We start from the raw sequence: 19,448 nt of genomic DNA, 5'->3' as shown, positions 1-19,448 counted from the left end.
CGATAATGAAAAAAGTACTGTTAAGCACCCTGCTGCTCTCGCTGCCGTTAATGAGCTACGCCCAGCAGATGTTCGCCACGCCAGACGAGGCCGCCAGCTCTTTTGCCCGTGTAATTGCCGACAATAACGATGCGCAACTGACCACCCTGTTAGGCGATAACTGGCGACAGTTTTTGCCCCCTGAAGGCGCGGACCCCGAAGCCATTGCGCGCTTTAACCGCGACTGGAAAGTCAGCCACCAGATTGTGCAACAAGGTAACGTCGCTCACCTGAACGTCGGCCAGGAGAACTGGCAGTTGCCCATCCCCATCGTGAAGGCGAGTAAAGGCTGGCATTTTGATATGTCTGCCGCGCAGGATGAGATCCTCACGCGCACGATTGGCCGCAATGAACTCTCGGCGATACAGGCCATGCGTGCCTATGTCGACGCCCAGTATGACTACTGGCAGCGCAAACAAGCATTTGCCAGCCGAATTATCAGCCATGCAGGTCAACAGGACGGTCTCTACTGGCCGGTAAAACCAGGTGAAACGCCCAGTCCCTTAGGGCCGGCTTTCAGTCCTGAGTCACCTGGCGAAGGGTATCACGGCTATTATTTCCGCATTATTGCCAGCGATAACGCGAAAGGATTTGCGCTGCTTGCCTGGCCGGTGACCTGGGGCGAAACGGGTGTGATGAGCTTCATGGTAAGTCAGGACGACCGGGTGTATCAGACGAATTTAGGGGAAGATAGCGGGCTAAAAGCCATCGCCATAGAGAAATTTACGCCACACGAGCCGTGGAAGCCGGTGGAGTAGCAGGCATAAAAAAAGCGGCATTTACGCCGCTTTTTCGTTACCGGAAGGCTGAAGATTATTTCTTCTTCTTCGCTTTTGCGTTCGGCAGGTCAGTGATGCTACCTTCGAACACTTCTGCCGCCAGGCCCACGGACTCGTGCAGAGTCGGGTGCGCGTGGATGGTCAGCGCGATGTCTTCAGCGTCACAGCCCATTTCGATTGCCAGACCGATCTCACCCAGCAGCTCGCCGCCGTTGGTACCGACAATCGCACCACCGATGACGCGGTGAGTTTCTTTGTCGAAAATCAGTTTAGTCATACCGTCTGCGCAGTCGGAAGCGATAGCACGGCCAGAAGCAGCCCACGGGAAGGTGGCGGTTTCGTAGCTGATGCCTTTCTCTTTCGCTTCTTTCTCGGTCAGACCTACCCATGCCACTTCTGGTTCAGTGTAGGCAATGGATGGGATCACTTTCGGATCGAAGTAATGCTTCATGCCGGCGATAACTTCAGCGGCAACGTGACCTTCGTGAACCCCTTTGTGCGCCAGCATCGGCTGACCGACGATATCGCCGATAGCAAAGATGTGCGGCACGTTGGTGCGCAGCTGTTTGTCAACGCGGATGAAGCCACGATCGTCCACTTCCACGCCTGCTTTGCCAGCGTCGAGGTTTTTACCGTTCGGCACACGACCGATTGCCACCAGCACGGCGTCATAACGCTGCGCTTCAGCAGGGGCTTTTTTGCCTTCCATGGAAACGTAAATACCGTCTTCTTTCGCTTCAACGGCAGTCACTTTGGTTTCCAGCATCAGGTTGAATTTCTTGCTGATGCGTTTGGTGAAGACTTTAACGATATCTTTGTCCGCCGCCGGGATAACCTGGTCGAACATTTCAACCACGTCAATCTCTGAACCCAGCGCGTGGTACACAGTACCCATTTCCAGACCGATGATACCGCCACCCATGACCAGCAGACGCTTCGGTACGGATTTCAGTTCCAGGGCGTCGGTGGAATCCCACACGCGCGGATCTTCATGAGGAATGAACGGCAACTGGATCGGACGGGAACCCGCCGCGATGATCGCGTTGTCGAAGTTGATCACGGTTTTACCGTTCTCACCTTCCACTTCCAGGGTGTTCGCCCCGGTGAATTTACCCAGACCGGTAACCACTTTCACTTTACGGCCTTTCGCCATGCCAGCCAGACCGCCGGTCAGCTGAGTGATTACTTTTTCTTTCCAGGTACGAATCTTGTCGATATCGGTTTTCGGCTCGCCGAAGACGATACCGTGTTCTGCCAGCGCTTTGGCCTCTTCGATAACTTTGGCTACGTGCAGCAGTGCTTTAGAAGGGATACAGCCGACGTTCAGACAAACACCACCGAGGGTGCTGTAACGTTCAACGATTACGGTTTCCAGACCTAAATCAGCGCAACGGAAGGCTGCAGAGTAACCTGCGGGGCCTGCCCCAAGTACCACGACCTGAGTTTTGATTTCAGTACTCATCATGACCTCTTAATTTATTTCCGGCGATCCCTGGTCTTGTCGCCCATCGTCCACCGGGTCGTTCTATCCGTCCGTATTTTACAAAATTGTTAACAATTTTGAAACAACAAAACGGCAACGATTTATCTTTAGCACTAATAACCCCAAAACCATCATGAGATTACCAGAAAAAAGCCGGCCGTCGGGCCGGCTTTTTTGCTTACATCACCAGGCGGCGAATGTCAGACAGCATATTGTTAATGATGGTAATGAAACGCGCACCATCAGCACCGTCAATCACGCGGTGGTCGAAGGACAGAGAGATCGGCATCATCAGACGCGGTACGAACTCTTTACCATTCCACACTGGCTCCATCGCGGACTTGGAGACACCCAGGATCGCGACTTCAGGCGCGTTCACAATCGGTGCAAAGTGGGTCGTACCCAGGCCGCCGATGCTGGAGATGGTGAAGCAACCGCCCTGCATTTCGCCAGCCGTCAGCTTACCGTCACGCGCTTTCTTAGAGATAGCCGTCAGTTCACGAGACAGCTCGGTCACGCTCTTCTTGTTCACGTCTTTAAAGACCGGAACCACCAGGCCATTCGGGGTATCTACCGCCACACCGATGTTGATGTATTTCTTCAGCGTCAGGCGCTGGCCGTCTTCGGACAAGGAGCTGTTGAAGCGTGGCATCTGTTCCAGAGCCGCAGCAACCGCTTTCATGATGAAGACCACTGGGGTGAATTTCACGTCCAGTTTGCGCTTCTCAGCCTCAGCGTTCTGCTGTTTACGGAACGCTTCCAGGTCGGTGATATCGGTTTTGTCGAAGTGGGTAACGTGCGGGATCATCACCCAGTTACGGCTCAGGTTAGCACCAGAGATTTTCTGGATGCGGCCCAGTTCCACTTCTTCGATTTCACCAAACTTGCTGAAGTCGACTTTCGGCCATGGCAGCATGCCCGGGATACCGCCACCTGCGGCGGCTGCCGGAGCGGCTTCCGCACGCTTGATAGCGTCTTTCACGTAAGTCTGAACGTCTTCGCGCAGGATGCGACCTTTACGGCCTGTGCCCTTCACTTTCGCCAGGTTCACGCCGAACTCGCGCGCCAGACGGCGAATCAGTGGGGTCGCATGAACGTAAGCATCGTTCTCAGCAAACTCAGATTTGCCTTCGGCTTTTGCGGCCGGAGCAGCGGCAGCTGGCGCAGGTGCAGATGCAGCGGCTGGAGCCGGTGCGGCAGCCTGCTGTGGCGCGGCAGCAGCAGGTGCTGCGCCTTCCACTTCGAAGACCATAATCAGAGAGCCGGTTTTCACTTTATCGCCGGTGCTGATCTTGATTTCTTTAACGGTACCCGCGAACGGCGCCGGCACTTCCATAGAAGCTTTGTCGCCTTCAACGGTGATCAGTGATTGCTCAGCGGCCACTTTATCGCCCACTTTCACCATCACTTCGGTCACTTCAACTTCGTCACCGCCGATATCCGGTACGTTAACGTCTTTCGCGCCAGTGGCTGCTGGTGCAGCAGCCGGGGCCGGAGCAGCGGCCTGTGCAGGCGCGGCAGCAGGTGCAGCACCCGCCACTTCGAAGACCATGATCAGGGAGCCGGTAGACACTTTGTCGCCGGTGTTGATTTTGATCTCTTTCACGGTACCGGCGAACGGCGCCGGCACTTCCATAGAGGCTTTGTCGCCTTCTACGGTGATCAGGGACTGTTCAGCGGCAACGGTATCGCCCACTTTGACCATGATCTCAGTCACTTCAACTTCGTCACCGCCGATGTCGGGTACATGGACGTCTTTCGCTGCTGCAGCTGCAGGTGCTGCTGCCGGAGCGGCTTCTTTCTTCTCTTCTGCCGGAGCAGGTGCAGCGGCTGCTGCACCGTCAGCGGAATCGAAAATCATGATCAATTTGCCAGTCTCGGTTTTGTCACCAACAGAGACTTTAATCTCTTTAACGATGCCAGCCTGAGGAGACGGGACTTCCATAGAGGCTTTATCGCCTTCTACGGTGATCAGCGACTGTTCGGCTTCTACCTTGTCGCCTACTTTGACCAGGATCTCGGTGATTTCAACTTCATCTGCCCCGATGTCCGGTACTTTGATTTCGATAGCCATTATTCTTTTACCTCTTACGCCAGACGCGGGTTAACTTTTTCTGCATCGATGTTGAATTTGGTAATTGCATCCGCAACCACTTTCTTATCGATTTCGCCACGTTTAGCCAGTTCGCCCAGTGCCGCGACTACCACGTAGGAAGCATCCACTTCGAAGTGGTGACGCAGGTTTTCACGGCTGTCAGAGCGACCGAAACCGTCGGTACCCAGTACGCGATAATCATCAGCCGGTACATAAGTACGAACCTGTTCGGCAAACAGTTTCATATAGTCAGTTGATGCTACAGCCGGCGCGTCGTTCATCACCTGAGCGATGTACGGAACGCGCGGGGTTTCCAGTGGGTGCAGCATGTTCCAGCGTTCACAGTCCTGACCATCACGTGCCAGTTCGGTGAAGGAGGTGACGCTGTACACGTCAGAACCCACGCCGTAGTCTTTCGCCAGGATCTCTGCCGCTTCACGAACGTGACGCAGGATAGAACCGGAGCCCAGCAGCTGAACTTTACCTTTGCTACCTTCCAGGGTTTCGAGTTTGTAGATACCTTTACGGATACCTTCCTCAGCACCTTCCGGCATGGCTGGCATGTGGTAGTTTTCGTTCAGCGTGGTGATGTAGTAGTAAACGTTCTCTTGTTTCTCACCGTACATACGCTCCAGACCATCGTGCATGATGACCGCAACTTCGTAGGCGTAAGACGGATCGTAAGAGATACAGTTCGGGATAGTCAGAGACTGAATATGGCTGTGACCATCTTCGTGCTGCAGACCTTCACCGTTCAGCGTTGTACGACCAGACGTCCCGCCAATCAGGAAGCCACGCGCCTGTTGGTCACCTGCTGCCCAGCACAGGTCGCCGATACGCTGGAACCCGAACATGGAGTAGTAGATGTAGAACGGAATCATCGGCAGATCGTTGGTGCTGTAGGAAGTCGCCGCAGCCAGCCAGGAAGACCCTGCGCCCAGCTCGTTGATGCCTTCCTGCAGAATCTGACCTTTCTCATCTTCTTTGTAGTACGCAACCTGCTCACGGTCCTGCGGGGTGTACTGCTGGCCGTTCGGGCTGTAAATACCTATCTGGCGGAACAGACCTTCCATACCGAAAGTACGCGCTTCGTCGGCGATGATCGGAACCAGACGATCTTTGATCGATTTGTTCTTCAGCATCACGTTCAGAGCACGAACGAAAGCGATAGTGGTGGAGATCTCTTTGTTCTGCTCTTCCAGCAGCGCACCGAAGTCTTCCAGAGTCGGCAGTTCCAGCTTCTCGGTGAAGTTCGGCTGACGAGACGGCAGATAACCGTGCAGCGCCTGGCGGCGTTCGTGCAGGTATTTGTGCTCTTCAGACCCTTCCGGGAAGGTGATGTAAGACAGTTTTTCAACCTGCTCATCGGTGACAGGAACGTTGAAGCGGTCGCGAATATAGCGCACGCCATCCATGTTCATTTTCTTCACCTGGTGAGCGATGTTTTTACCTTCGGCGGTGTCACCCATGCCATAACCTTTGATGGTATGGGCCAGGATGACGGTGGCTTTGCCTTTGGTTTCCTGCGCTTTTTTCAGTGCAGCGTAGACTTTCTTCGGATCGTGACCACCACGGTTCAGCGCCCAGATCTGCTCATCAGTCCAGTCGGCAACCAGTGCTGCGGTTTCCGGATATTTACCGAAGAAATGCTCACGAACGTATGCGCCATCTTTGGATTTGAAGGTCTGGTAGTCGCCGTCAACAGTTTCGTTCATCAGTTGGATCAGTTTACCGCTGGTGTCTTTACGCAGCAGCTCATCCCAACGACCGCCCCACATCACTTTGATTACGTTCCAGCCAGCACCTTCGAAGATACCTTCCAGTTCGTTAACGATTTTGCCGTTACCGGTGACCGGGCCGTCCAGACGCTGCAGGTTACAGTTGATGACGAAGACCAGGTTATCCAGTTTTTCACGGGTCGCAATGGTGATAGCACCCTTGGATTCCGGCTCGTCCATCTCACCGTCGCCAAGGAAAGCGTAAACAGTCTGTTTAGAGGTGTCTTTCAGGCCACGGTGTTCCAGATATTTCAGGAACTTAGCCTGATAGATCGCACCGATTGGGCCCAGACCCATAGAAACGGTCGGGAACTGCCAGAATTCTGGCATCAGTTTCGGGTGCGGGTAGGAAGACAGGCCATTGCCATGAACTTCCTGACGGAAATTGTCCATCTGCTCTTCAGTCAGACGGCCTTCCAGGAATGCACGTGCGTAAATGCCCGGGGAGATGTGGCCCTGGAAGTACACCAGGTCGCCGCCATCCTGCTCATTGCGGGCACGGAAGAAGTGGTTGAAGCACACATCGTACACGGTCGCAGAAGACTGGAAGGATGCCATGTGGCCGCCCAGCTCGAGGTCTTTTTTAGACGCACGCAGCACGGTCATGATGGCGTTCCAACGGATAGCAGAACGAATACGACGCTCCAGCTCCAGATTGCCCGGATATTCCGGCTCATCTTCAACGGCAATAGTGTTGATGTAATTGCTTGCCCCTGTACCTGCCGCTACTTTCACGCCGCCTTTGCGGGCTTCAGAAAGAAGCTGGTCAATCAGATACTGAGCGCGCTCAACACCTTCTTCACGGATGACCGATTCGATCGCCTGTAGCCAGTCGCGAGTTTCGATCGGATCCACGTCATTTGGGAAACGTTCTGACATGGGGGTATTCCTTATCTATCTAATACGTTGAGTTATCTGGAACCTGTCCCATTGCGCTCTTTGTTCTTCATTCTTCAGGTTGTCTCTTTGTTGGCTGCGCTTCCTTGCGCCAGTCACATAGTTCACTATGCTCCTGGCGACTCGCGCGCTTGCCGCTGCGATACAAGCCGAATTATTTTGAACAACTAAAAGTGCAATAAGACAGGTTCTGCGTTTAGTTGCCGCGCTTTTCATTCATTAGCGCTTGATTTACAACATCTTCTGGTTAACGAGCTACCAGAAAAATCACTAATTCTTTCGCTGCTCCAGACGACGTAAGGCGCGTTCACGACGGCTCTCCTCACGGCTGCGGTCGAGCAGTATCTCTTCGATAAATGCCAGATGGCGATGTGATGCTTCACGCGCCTCTTCTGGCTTACCGGCAATAATCGCTTCGAAAATACGGGTGCGGTGACCACTCACCAGCGGAAGCATCTCGCGACGCGAATAGAGCAACTCGAAGTTCTGACGTACGTTCTGGGCCAGCATGGGCTCCATACACCTTAGCAGATGAAGTAACACCACATTGTGCGCAGCTTCGGTGACAGCAATTTGATACTGGAGGACCGCATCGGACTCGGCATCGCGGTCACCCGACTCTTGCGCCAGTTCAATGGCATGATGCAATTCGCGAATACGTGTTTTGTCTTCATCCGTACTGCGCAACGCTGCGTAGTATGCAGCAATGCCTTCCAGCGCATGGCGCGTCTCAAGCAGGTCAAACTGGGATTCAGGATGGTCGGAGAGCAGTTCTACCAGTGGATCGCTAAAGCTCTGCCACAGGCTACTCTGAACAAAAGTGCCGCCGCCCTGGCGACGAAGCAGCAATCCCTTCGCTTCGAGACGTTGAATCGCCTCACGCAAAGAGGGACGGGAGACGTCGAACTGTTTCGCCAGTTCGCGTTCCGGTGGGAGTTTTTCGCCCGGGCGTAGTGTGCCCTCAAGAATCAAAAACTCCAGCTGTTGCTCAATCACATCGGATAATTTTGGTTGGCGGATTTTGCTGTAGGCCATGATGTCCTGTCTTAAGCCATTTGCCCGAAGTCAATTGGTCTTACCAATTTCATATCTGTGACGCTAAAGTAACAAAGTATTCACCTTATGTCCATACAGGTTTTGATTGAAATCAGTAAAGCAGGCACATTTTAACAACATCACAGAAATATCGTTTCAAACATGTAACTATGCACAAATGTTAAATTTACCACCCGCGAGGTAGTTTTAACCTTATTGAAACGAAGAAAAATCCTGGTTGAACCGATTCAGATGCATTTTTATGCATATTTTATGTATAGGTAATCACTTTATATCTTACAGAAGTGTTATCAGGGAATAAGAGGCGGGATAGACAACTGCTCTCTTTTTATTCAACTCGTCATCATCCATTCACAAAGCAGGTGCATTCCCTGCCACATACCATTATTCTGTTCCGGACAAAAGAGTTTCGGCGACATTTTAAAATTCATTGCTGTAAACATAATAATACAACAGACGGAATTGCAAACTTACACGCATCTCTGCGTAGGACAAATAATAATTACTCAAATTGCCCGGTCGCCGTCACGCGGCCGGGTACTGAAGGGTAAACCACTCACGAGGTTTCATGATGGACAGTCAGCAGCACGGCGAGCAGCTAAAGCGCGGCCTTAAGAACCGCCATATCCAGCTTATCGCGCTGGGCGGCGCGATAGGAACAGGCCTGTTCCTGGGAAGCGCCTCCGTAATTCAGTCCGCTGGCCCCGGTATTATTCTGGGTTATGCGATAGCCGGTTTTATTGCCTTCCTTATTATGCGTCAGTTGGGTGAAATGGTGGTTGAGGAGCCGGTCGCCGGTTCATTCAGTCACTTTGCCTACAAGTACTGGGGGAGTTTTGCGGGATTTGCATCGGGCTGGAACTATTGGGTGCTGTATGTGCTGGTTGCAATGGCGGAATTGACCGCCGTCGGCAAGTACATTCAGTTCTGGTGGCCGGAGATCCCCACCTGGGTTTCGGCAGCCGTTTTCTTTATTGCGATCAACGCCATCAACCTGACCAACGTAAAAGTGTTCGGTGAGATGGAGTTCTGGTTTGCGATCATCAAAGTCATCGCCGTGGTCGCGATGATCCTGTTCGGCGGCTGGCTGCTGTTCAGCGGCAATGGCGGCCCGCAGGCAACCGTGCGTAACCTGTGGGAACAGGGCGGCTTCCTGCCTCATGGTATGACCGGGCTGGTAATGATGATGGCGATCATCATGTTCTCTTTCGGCGGGCTCGAGCTGGTCGGTATCACCGCAGCCGAAGCCGATAACCCGGAGCAGAGCATTCCCAAAGCCACCAACCAGGTAATCTATCGTATTCTGATTTTCTATGTGGGTTCACTGGCCGTTCTGCTTTCCCTGCTGCCGTGGACGCGTGTCACCGCTGACACCAGCCCGTTTGTCCTAATCTTCCACGAGCTGGGCGATACCTTCGTGGCGAACGCGCTGAATATCGTGGTTCTGACGGCGGCACTGTCGGTGTACAACAGCTGTGTTTACTGTAACAGCCGCATGCTGTTTGGTCTGGCGCAACAGGGTAACGCCCCGAAAATCCTGCTCACTATCGACAAACGCGGCGTGCCGGTGAATACCATCATCGTTTCGGCGCTGGTGACGGCGCTGTGCGTACTGATCAACTACATGGCGCCAGAATCCGCCTTCGGCCTGCTGATGGCGCTGGTGGTCTCCGCACTGGTGATCAACTGGGCGATGATCAGTCTGGCGCACATCAAATTCCGCCGCGCGAAGCAGCAACAGGGAGTGAAAACCCGCTTCCCGGCACTGTTCTACCCGCTGGGTAACTGGGTCTGTCTGGCCTTCATGGCGGCGGTGCTGGTAATTATGCTGATGACGCCGGGTATGGCGATTTCGGTTTACCTGATCCCGGTATGGCTGGTTGTTCTTGGCATCGGTTATCTGTGCAAACAGAAATCCGCGAAGACGGCGAAAGCCCATTAATTCCTTGAACCCTCACCCGTCATGGGTGAGGGTTGTTACCTGCCTCACACTTTCTCCCCAACAGCCATTTCGTCCATATCAGCGGCGCTATCCTGCAACGCAATTAAAGGCTTACAGACGAATAATTCTTTCCATCACCTTGATGGGGAGACATCTCAATGGATACAGGTAAGCTGTCGGTAAGAGAAAAGATTGGTTATGGCATGGGCGATGCCGGATGCAACATCATCTTTGGCGCTATCATGCTGTTTGTTAACTATTTTTATACGGATGTTTTTGGTCTCGCCCCGGCTCTGGTAGGGGTGTTATTACTGTCAGTACGCGTTATCGACGCCGTTACTGACCCCATTATGGGCGCTATTGCTGACCGAACCCAAAGCAAATATGGCCGTTTTCGTCCATGGTTACTGTGGATTGCCTTCCCTTACGCGCTGTTCAGCATTCTGATGTTCACCACCCCGGAGTGGACTTATAGCAGCAAGGTTATCTATGCGTTTGTCACATACTTCCTGCTGTCGATTACTTACACGGCGATCAACATTCCTTATTGCTCATTGGGCGGCGTGATCACCAACGATCCGAAAGAACGCGTGGCCTGCCAGTCTTATCGCTTTGTACTGGTCGGTATCGCGACGTTGCTGCTGTCGCTCACTCTACTGCCAATGGTCGACTGGTTTGGCGGCGATGACAAAGCGAAGGGCTATCAACTGGCGATGACCGTGCTGGCCATTATCGGCATGTGTATGTTCCTGTTCTGCTTTGCCACCGTTCGTGAACGTGTGCGCCCTGCCGTTCCCACGCACGATGACATGAAAAACGACTTCAAAGACGTATGGAAGAACGACCAGTGGGTACGCATACTGCTGCTGACGCTGTGCAACGTCTGCCCGGGCTTTATCCGTATGGCGGCAACCATGTACTACGTCACCTGGGTCATGGGACAAAGCACCCATTTCGCCACGATCTTTATCAGTCTCGGCGTGGTCGGCATGATGATCGGTAGCGTGTTGGCGAAAGTGCTGACCGACCGCTGGTGCAAGCTAAAGGTTTTCTTCTGGACCAACATCGCGCTGGCCCTTTTCTCCTGCGCGTTTTACTTCTTCGATCCCAAAGCCACGATGATGATTGTCGTGCTCTACTTCCTGCTTAACATTTTGCACCAAATCCCGTCGCCGCTACACTGGTCGCTGATGGCGGACGTTGACGACTACGGCGAATGGAAAACCGGCAAGCGCATTACCGGCATTAGCTTTTCCGGCAACCTGTTCTTCCTGAAACTCGGTCTGGCGATTGCCGGGGCGATGGTTGGCTTTCTGCTCTCGTGGTACGGCTACGATGCCGGGGCGAAAGCGCAAAGCGACTCCGCGATCAACGGCATCATGCTGCTCTTTACCGTGATTCCGGGAGTCGGCTATCTGATTACCGCCGGCGTAGTACGTCTGTTGAAAGTCGACCGCGAACTGATGAAACAGATTCAGGACGATCTGGAAAAACGCCGCGCTAACTACCGCGAACTCAATGATTATCAGGAACTGAAAGCCACTGAAACCGTAAGGAAAGCCTGATGCAAAACTGGCCTAACCCGTTTATTGAACAACGCGCCGATCCGTTTATCCTGCGCGACGGCAGCGACTATTACTTTATTGCCTCAGTGCCAGAGTACGACCGACTGGAAATCCGGCGGGCGGATTCGCTGGAAGGATTACGTACAGCGTCACCCGTTGTCGTCTGGCGCAAACCCGAACACGGCCCGATGAGCGAGCTGATCTGGGCACCGGAAATTCATCACCTCGATGGTAGATGGGTCATCTACTTTGCCGCCGCGCATACTCAGGCGCTCGACAAACTGGGCATGTTTCAGCATCGGATGTACGCGCTGGAGTGTACAGATCCCGATCCGCTCACCGGCAACTGGGTCGAAAAGGGTCAAGTGAAAACACCGTTTGATACCTTTGCACTCGATGCCACAACATTCCACCATCAGGGAAAACAGTGGTATCTGTGGGCGCAAAAATTCCCAGATATCGCCGGTAACTCCAACATTTATCTGGCGGAGTTGGAAAATCCCTGGACGATTAAAGGCCAGCCGGTGATGCTCAGCAAACCGGAGTACGACTGGGAGTGTCGGGGTTTTTGGGTCAATGAAGGTCCGGCAGTATTAACCCACGGTGACAGGCTGTTTATCAGCTACTCCGCCAGCGCCACGGATGAAAATTACTGCATGGGACTGTTATGGATTGATATTCACGCCGATCCGCTGAATCCGGCAAACTGGCATAAATCCCCGCGGCCGGTGTTTACCACCAGCAATGAAAATCGCCAGTATGGACCCGGGCACAACAGCTTTACCCAAACACCGGAAGGCGATGACGTGCTGGTGTATCACGCGCGTAACTACACCGAAATTGAAGGCGATCCGCTCTACGATCCCAATCGGCATACACGTCTGAAGCTGATTCACTGGGATGACCACGGAATGCCAGACTTCGGCATCCCGCCCGCAGATACGCTTTAACATCATTGCCCGGTAACACGCAACTTACCGGGCGTCCTGCCAGGACGTTAAATCAACGTGCCATAAATGGTGAGCACGGCAATCACCACCACTAAGGCAAACGACGTTTTCTTCGCCATGGAAACGGCCGCTTTTGGCGTTTCAACCTTATCGGTATGCGACTCACGCGCCAGCGAGAACTGCGCCAGGCGTGTTAACACCTGATATTGCGAAGTACGCAGATCCGCCAGAGAGGCAAACCACGCGGGCAACGCTTTTTCTCCATGACCGATCAGGGCATACACCACGCCCGCCAGACGCACCGGGATCCAGTCGAGAACATGAAGAATGGCATCGATGCCGGACTGTAAGCGCTCATGCGGCGTCTGGTAACGCGCCAGCCAGGACTGCCACGAACGCAGGAAGGCATAGCCCACCAGCAGTACCGGTCCACATGGACCACCGACGATCAGCCAGAACAGCGGCGCGATATAGAAACGGAAGTTAATCCACAGCAGCGCATTTTGCAGTTCACGCAAAAACTCACGCTCATTGCAATCCGGTGGAACGCCATGAATCAACGTCAGTTCGCTGGCCATCGCCGTTCGGGCATGCGCATCATCGCGAGACGCCGCGTTAAGGTAAGCGTGATAGTGCATCCGCACTTTGCCCGCGCCAATGCACAGCAACCCAATCAGGATCCACGCCACAATCGTTGGCACATTAAACAGCAGTCCATCGAGCGCTCGCAGCAACAGGAATGTGACCACCATTGCGATGATCATCATCCCGAGCGTACGCGCCATTGAGAAGCGTTTGACCCGGCGAAAAAAAGTTTCTAAACGGTGATCGAACTGCCAGTGTTCGCCCAGCTTAAACAGGCGCTCGACAAGCAGCACCAGTAATGTCGTAAATAGCGTCATGTCATCTCCTTATCTGACGAGGCGGTGACCAGGGCGCGAAACTTTGCCCAGTCAAAAGCCGGACCGGGATCGGTCTTACGCTCAGGCGCAATATCACAGTGTCCGGTTATGTTTTCGGCAACGGCCGGATAAATCTTTATTAATGCACGCGTGATGGCAGCCAGTTGTTGATACTGGGCATCGGTGTAAGCCAGCGTATCGGTCCCTTCCAGCTCAATACCAATCGAAAAATCATTGCAGCGTTCACGTCCATAATAATTCGACACGCCGGCATGCCATGCACGCTTATCAAAAGGAACATACTGAACGATTTCGCCATCACGGCGAATCAGACAATGAGCGGAAACGCGAAGATGCGCGATTTCGGCAAAAAAGGGATGGGCATTGGGATCAATTGTTCCAGTGAATAGTGCGTCAATCCACGGACCGCCAAACTCGCCGGGCGGCAGGCTGATATTGTGCACCACCAGTAACGAAGGGACTTCATCATCCGGGCGGCAATCGTGGTGCGGAGAAGGAACGCGTCGCGCTTCCGCCAGCCAGCCCTTGTCTAACAACATGCTGAATCTCCTTTTGAGTGGTGCTTATAGCCGCTTCAGAGTAGCATGTTTCTACCTTATGATTCGTTAGCAATTTGGAGTTTTATCATGCCGCCTCGCCGCTATAACCCTGACTACCGACGTGACGCGCTGTTGGAACGTATTAACCTGGATATCCCAAACGTTGTCGCCCAGGCGCTACGCGAAGATTTAGGCGGTCAAGTGGATGCCAGCAACGATATTACGGCTCAACTTTTACCGGAGAACAGCCGTTCTCATGCCACGGTCATCACCCGTGAAGACGGCGTTTTTTGTGGCAAACGCTGGGTTGAAGAGGTCTTTATTCAACTGGCTGGCGACGATGTCAGCATCACCTGGCACGTCGAAGACGGCGACAGCATCAAGGCGAACCAACCGCTGTTTGAGCTGGACGGTCCCTCGCGCGTGTTACTGACCGGCGAGCGTACCGCGCTGAACTTCGTGCAGACCCTGTCAGGTGTCGCCAGCGAAGTGCGTAAGTACGTTGATATCCTGGAGGGCACAAAGACCCAACTGCTGGATACGCGTAAAACCCTGCCTGGGCTGCGTACCGCGCTGAAATATGCCGTACTCTGCGGTGGCGGCGCGAATCATCGCCTGGGGCTTTCGGATGCCTTCCTGATCAAAGAGAATCACATTATTGCGTCTGGTTCCGTGCGTCAGGCGGTGGAGAAAGCCTTCTGGCTGCATCCGGATGTGCCTGTAGAAGTCGAAGTTGAAAACCTCGATGAACTGGACGACGCGCTGAAAGCCGGTGCCGACATCATCATGCTGGACAACTTTGAAACGGAACAGATGCGTGAGGCGGTAAAACGGACCAACGGCCAGGCGCGCCTGGAAGTTTCCGGCAACGTGACCAACGAAACGCTGCGGGAATTTGCCGAGACTGGCGTCGATTTTATCTCCGTGGGTGCGCTAACCAAGCATCTCCGGGCGCTGGACCTGTCCATGCGCTTCGCTAACGCGTAATCATTATAGGGCCTGATAGCGCCGCTTATCGGGCCTGTTTATTCCTTTCAATCGTTAAAATCCTCGTCGAGCCTCGCAATCTCATTGCTTGCGACTGCAAACCGATAACATTCCTCTGAACCCGCCTTCCTGATTCATTTTTTGCTACTCGCCTGGCGTGCCGGCGTTTGCCAAAGTGACGTCCACTCACTCAAGGAGCGAACAATGGATAAACAACGCGGATTTACCCTTATTGAACTGATGGTGGTGATCGGCATTATTGCCATCCTCAGCGCCATCGGCATTCCGGCCTATCAGAACTATCTGCGCAAAGCGGCGCTAACGGATATGCTGCAAACCTTTGTCCCCTACCGCACTGCCGTCGAACTCTGCGCCCTGGAGCATGGTGGTACAGACACCTGCGACGCAAGCGTCAACGGGATTCCCTCTCCCACAACAACGCGCTATGTCTCAGGAATGAGCGTCGAAAATGGGGTGGTTTCGCTTACTGGCCAGGAAAGTCTGAACGGGCTTAGCGTCATCATGACCCCTGGGTGGGACAAAGCAGAAGGCATTACGGGCTGGACGCGTAACTGCAACATCCAGAATGACAGCGCGTTAAAACAGGCCTGCGAAGACGTCTTTCGCTTCGATAGCCATTAAGGAAGCGCCATGAACACGACGCAACTCAGCGCGCTGTGCCAGCGCTACCAGGGGATATTACTTGATGCCAATAACGATGTGGTACACATTGCCATCGAAGATGCCCCTTCTCATGAACTGCTGGACGCCCTGCATTTTGCCACGACTCGCCGCATTGAGATTGCCTGCTGGACGCGCCAGCAAATGGAGCAACACCAGCATCACGCCTCACCCGCGCTGCCGTCCGTGGTGCCTGAGAGCAGCGTCAGCGCGGCGGTTTTACTGGATAACACATTACAAAGCGCGCTGGCGAAACGGGCCTCAGATATCCACATAGAACCTGCAGAGCATCACGTCCGTCTCCGCTTACGCGTGGACGGCGTGCTACATAGCTTACCCAATATCGCCAAAGAGACCGGTATCGCCCTGACAGCACGTTTGAAAGTGTTAAGCCATCTGGATATCGCGGAACACCGCTTGCCGCAGGACGGGCAATTTACCATTGAGTTGAACGGCGCTACCGTCTCGTTTCGTATCGCCACCCTTCCCTGTCGTTATGGCGAAAAGGTAGTGCTACGGTTGCTGCATCAGGTAAATCAGGCACTGGATGCCTGCACGCTGGGTATGCACGACACGCAACTCTCTACCTTCCTCCACGCCCTGCAACAACCTCAGGGGCTGAGCCTCGTCACTGGCCCCACGGGTAGCGGTAAAACGGTAACGCTTTATAGCGCGCTGCAAACGCGAAACGCACCGGAGGTGAATCTGTGCAGTGTTGAGGATCCGGTGGAGATTCCCCTCGACGGTATCAATCAGACGCAGATCCATCCCCGTGCCGGGCTGACCTTTCAAGGCGTATTGCGGGCACTGCTACGCCAGGATCCGGATGTCATCATGGTAGGTGAGATCCGCGACGGCGAAACCGCAGAAATTGCTATTAAGGCCGCACAGACCGGGCATCTGGTGCTTTCCACGCTGCATACCAACTCAACCTGCGAAGCGCTGGTACGCTTACAGCAGATGGGGGTGGCGCGCTGGATGCTCTCTTCCGCGTTAACCTTAGTGGTCGCGCAACGGCTGGTCAGAAAACTGTGTCCGCACTGTCGACGGCTGAGTGACGATCCCCTTCGCTTACCGCCCGCATGGTACCCAACGCCGCTACCCCGCTGGCAGGCGGTTGGCTGCGAACACTGCTATCACGGCTTCTATGGTCGTGCGGCGTTGTTTGAATTACTTGCGATCACCGCTGAACTGCGTCATCAGATTGCCAACGACGCCTCAGCCGCAACGCTGGAAGCCCATGCAAAACAGGCAGGAATGAGCACACTCTTTGAAAGCGGATGCCGCGCCGTCGATCAAGGGCTGACGACGTTTGAGGAACTGGTGCGCATTCTGGGTATGCCAGATGATCACTAAAAAGCTGTGGTACTGGCAGGGAATGAATCACGATGGCCTGCCCGGAGAGGGAACCCGTTGGGCGGAAAACCGACTCGTGTTGATGCAGGAACTTGAACAGCATCAGATAATACCTTTGCGCATGAAATCCTTACGCGTAAAGCGTGCGCTCTGGCGCCATGACAAATCCACGGAAGTGATTCACCAGCTCGCTACGCTGCTAAAACCGGGGCTAACGCTGTCTGAAGGGCTGGAATTGCTTGCCGGACAGCAACCGAGCAAGCAGTGGCAAGCCCTGTTAGGGAGCCTTGCAAACGAACTGGAACACGGTACGCCGCTCTCCAGCGCGCTGGCGCAGTGGCCTGACGTGTTTCCACCGCTGTATCAGGCGATGATACGCACCGGAGAGTTAACCGGGAAACTGGATGAATGCTGCTTTGAACTCGCCCGGCAGCAGAAGGCGCAAAAACAGTTAACCGATAAGGTCAAAAAAGCACTGCGCTATCCCATCATTATTTTAACGATGGCGGTCATGGTGGTGGTGGCGATGCTCCACTTTGTCCTGCCTGAATTTGCCGCCATTTACCGGACCTTTAACACGCCGCTACCTGCTCTCACTCAGGGGATCATCGCGTTTGCCGACTGGAGTCAACGCTGGAGTGGGCTGATTGTCCTGATGCTCGTCATGTTAATTGCAACCAACAGCCTGCTGAGCCGAAAGCCCGGCTGGCAAATGCTGCGCCAGAGAGGATTACTCCGCATGCCCGTGATGGGCCAGTTGATAAGGGGTCAGAAGCTCACACAAATTTTTACCATCCTCGCGCTAACGCAGACGGCGGGGATCGCATTTTTACCCGCGCTTAAGAGTGTGAAAGAGACGATTCAGTGCCCTTACTGGGCACTGCGCCTGGCCCAGGTACAGCACGATATCAGTACCGGCGTGCCCGTCTGGCAGGCACTCAAAAATGCGGAAGAATTTAGCCCATTATGTCTGCAACTGGTCAGGACCGGAGAAGCCTCTGGCTCGCTGGATATCATGTTGCGCAACCTTGCCCGTCATCATGATGAACATACCCAGGCGATGGCTGACAACCTGGCGGCACTACTGGAACCCGCGCTGCTGGTGATTACAGGGCTTATCATCGGCACACTGGTCGTGGCGATGTATTTACCGATTTTCCATCTGGGCGATGCGATGAGTGGCGTGGGATAACGAAGGAAGTCGACAGCAGAACTGGCGCTCCATGCAGCGCCAGTTCCTGGGGAGGGTTACAGGCTATTGAAAACGCGGTTTTCTTGTTCCTGAACCCGGATAAACGTCGTACGTTTGGTCAGCTCTTTCAAACGAGAGGCACCGACGTAGGTACAGGCTGAACGCAGGCCGCCGAGAATATCACGCGCGGTGTTCTCCACCGGGCCACGCAGCGGCAGCTTGACGGTTTTCCCTTCCGCAGCTCGATACTGCGCAACGCCGCCGACATGACGGGTCATGGCGGATTCAGAGCTCATGCCGTAGAACAGCATGAATTTTCCGCCGTTTTCTTCAACGATTTTACCGCCACTCTCTTCGTGGCCAGCCAGCATACCGCCAAGCATCACGAAATCAGCGCCGCCACCGAATGCTTTCGCCACATCACCAGGCATGGTACAACCTCCATCGCTGACAATCATCCCACCCAGACCGTGCGCCGCATCAGCACACTCGATCACCGCAGACAGTTGCGGATAACCAACACCGGTTTTCACACGCGTAGTGCAGACAGAGCCCGGACCAATACCGACTTTAACGATATCCGCGCCAGACAGAACCAGTTCCTCACACATTTCGCCCGTGACCACATTACCGGCGCAGATGGTTTTGGTCGGCCAGGCTTCACGCGCTTTCGACACGAACTGAACAAAGTGTTCGGAGTAGCCATTGGCAACATCGATGCAGACAAAGTTCAGTGCCGGATCCAACGCCAGAATCTGTTTGGTCTTCTCGAAATCCGCATCGGACGTACCGGTAGAGACCATGACGTGCTTGAGTACATCGGCTGATGCCGAGCTCACAAAAGCCGTCCAGTCTTCAACGGTGTAATGCTTATGAACGGCGGTCAGCACATCGAAAGAGGCAAGAGCCGTTGCCATCGCAAATGTCCCGACGGTATCCATGTTGGCAGCAATAATAGGTACGCCGGACCAGGTCTGACCTGAATGTTTAAAGGTGAATTGACGTTCCAGCTCAACATCGGAACGACTTTTAAGGGTAGAACGCTTAGGGCGGATAAGAACGTCTTTAAAACCTAACTTCAGATCTTCTTCAATACGCATGTGCGGATTCCTGGGGTTAAGGGCTATTAGTATGAGAGCGCAACTCCAGTGACGCTATCATACGCACTAATCAATGCCGCGCAAGA

At 53.9% G+C, this 19,448-nt stretch carries 15 protein-coding genes; 8 read left to right on the top strand and 7 right to left on the bottom strand.

What is annotated here, in order from left to right; all coding sequences use genetic code 11:
- Positions 1 to 5 precede the first annotated feature (5 nt).
- Complete coding sequence (locus HVZ37_RS04570) at positions 6 to 797, top strand: DUF2950 family protein (protein ID WP_181628146.1); 792 nt, start codon at positions 6 to 8, stop codon at positions 795 to 797.
- A gap of 55 nt (positions 798 to 852) precedes the next feature.
- On the opposite strand, the gene lpdA is transcribed toward HVZ37_RS04570, so the two are convergent.
- The 4 genes from lpdA to pdhR all read right to left on the bottom strand — a co-directional run bounded on the left by lpdA (position 853) and on the right by pdhR (position 8,106).
- Complete coding sequence (lpdA, locus tag HVZ37_RS04565; RefSeq protein ID WP_042997911.1) at positions 853 to 2,280, bottom strand: dihydrolipoyl dehydrogenase; 1,428 nt, start codon at positions 2,278 to 2,280, stop codon at positions 853 to 855.
- 199 nt (positions 2,281 to 2,479) lie between these two features.
- Positions 2,480 to 4,375 carry a pyruvate dehydrogenase complex dihydrolipoyllysine-residue acetyltransferase gene (gene aceF, locus HVZ37_RS04560; protein WP_181628145.1) on the bottom strand — a complete coding sequence of 632 codons (1,896 nt, stop codon included), beginning with the start codon at positions 4,373 to 4,375 and terminating at the stop codon, positions 2,480 to 2,482.
- A gap of 14 nt (positions 4,376 to 4,389) precedes the next feature.
- A complete protein-coding gene (gene aceE, locus HVZ37_RS04555; protein WP_042997913.1) occupies positions 4,390 to 7,053 on the bottom strand; it encodes a pyruvate dehydrogenase (acetyl-transferring), homodimeric type in 2,664 nt (887 codons plus the stop codon).
- Between the two features lie 288 nt (positions 7,054 to 7,341).
- Positions 7,342 to 8,106, bottom strand: a complete 765-nt coding sequence (pdhR, locus tag HVZ37_RS04550) for a pyruvate dehydrogenase complex transcriptional repressor PdhR (protein WP_042997914.1) — start codon at positions 8,104 to 8,106, stop codon at positions 7,342 to 7,344.
- Positions 8,107 to 8,695: 589 nt separating this feature from the next.
- Here pdhR and aroP point away from each other — a divergent pair.
- The 3 genes from aroP (at position 8,696) to HVZ37_RS04535 (ending at position 12,584) form a co-directional block, all read left to right on the top strand.
- Complete coding sequence (gene aroP / locus HVZ37_RS04545) at positions 8,696 to 10,069, top strand: aromatic amino acid transporter AroP (protein ID WP_086512694.1); 1,374 nt, start codon at positions 8,696 to 8,698, stop codon at positions 10,067 to 10,069.
- A gap of 158 nt (positions 10,070 to 10,227) precedes the next feature.
- Entirely contained in the window at positions 10,228 to 11,634 is a 1,407-nt protein-coding gene (locus HVZ37_RS04540) for an MFS transporter (protein WP_042997916.1), read from the top strand.
- Positions 11,634 to 12,584, top strand: coding sequence for a family 43 glycosylhydrolase (locus HVZ37_RS04535; RefSeq protein WP_181628144.1), 951 nt, complete (start codon positions 11,634 to 11,636; stop codon positions 12,582 to 12,584). The genes HVZ37_RS04540 and HVZ37_RS04535 overlap by 1 nt, the downstream gene beginning before the upstream one ends.
- 47 nt (positions 12,585 to 12,631) lie before the next feature.
- Here the strand turns inward: HVZ37_RS04535 and ampE are convergent, their stop codons facing one another.
- Together ampE and ampD are read right to left on the bottom strand one after the other, a co-directional pair.
- Entirely contained in the window at positions 12,632 to 13,486 is an 855-nt protein-coding gene (ampE, locus tag HVZ37_RS04530; RefSeq protein WP_044255451.1) for a beta-lactamase regulator AmpE, read from the bottom strand.
- Positions 13,483 to 14,046 carry a 1,6-anhydro-N-acetylmuramyl-L-alanine amidase AmpD gene (ampD, locus tag HVZ37_RS04525; RefSeq protein ID WP_181628143.1) on the bottom strand — a complete coding sequence of 188 codons (564 nt, stop codon included), beginning with the start codon at positions 14,044 to 14,046 and terminating at the stop codon, positions 13,483 to 13,485. Before ampD ends, ampE begins: the two co-directional genes overlap by 4 nt.
- Positions 14,047 to 14,133: 87 nt before the next feature.
- Between ampD and nadC the strand changes: the two genes are divergently transcribed.
- From nadC to hofC, 4 genes are all read left to right on the top strand, one after another.
- Positions 14,134 to 15,033 (top strand): carboxylating nicotinate-nucleotide diphosphorylase, encoded by a 900-nt coding sequence (gene nadC, locus HVZ37_RS04520; protein ID WP_042997920.1) that lies wholly within the window; start codon positions 14,134 to 14,136, stop codon positions 15,031 to 15,033.
- A 204-nt stretch (positions 15,034 to 15,237) separates the two neighbouring features.
- Positions 15,238 to 15,675, top strand: a complete 438-nt coding sequence (gene ppdD / locus HVZ37_RS04515; protein WP_042997921.1) for a prepilin peptidase-dependent pilin — start codon at positions 15,238 to 15,240, stop codon at positions 15,673 to 15,675.
- A gap of 9 nt (positions 15,676 to 15,684) precedes the next feature.
- Entirely contained in the window at positions 15,685 to 17,070 is a 1,386-nt protein-coding gene (gene gspE / locus HVZ37_RS04510) for a type II secretion system protein GspE (protein WP_181628142.1), read from the top strand.
- Positions 17,060 to 18,262 (top strand): protein transport protein HofC, encoded by a 1,203-nt coding sequence (gene hofC / locus HVZ37_RS04505; protein ID WP_181628141.1) that lies wholly within the window; start codon positions 17,060 to 17,062, stop codon positions 18,260 to 18,262. The genes gspE and hofC overlap by 11 nt, the downstream gene beginning before the upstream one ends.
- 56 nt (positions 18,263 to 18,318) lie before the next feature.
- Here the strand turns inward: hofC and HVZ37_RS04500 are convergent, their stop codons facing one another.
- The gene (locus tag HVZ37_RS04500; RefSeq protein ID WP_109739878.1) at positions 18,319 to 19,362 is read right to left on the bottom strand and encodes a GMP reductase; all 1,044 of its coding nucleotides are present in this window, start codon (positions 19,360 to 19,362) and stop codon (positions 18,319 to 18,321) included.
- Positions 19,363 to 19,448 lie beyond the last annotated feature (86 nt).

Source organism: Citrobacter sp. RHB35-C17, assembly GCF_013816795.1.
GTDB lineage: Bacteria > Pseudomonadota > Gammaproteobacteria > Enterobacterales > Enterobacteriaceae > Citrobacter_A > Citrobacter_A amalonaticus.
The sequence above is the reverse complement of the archived record's forward strand: the minus strand, read 5'-3'. Positions and strand labels throughout refer to the sequence as shown.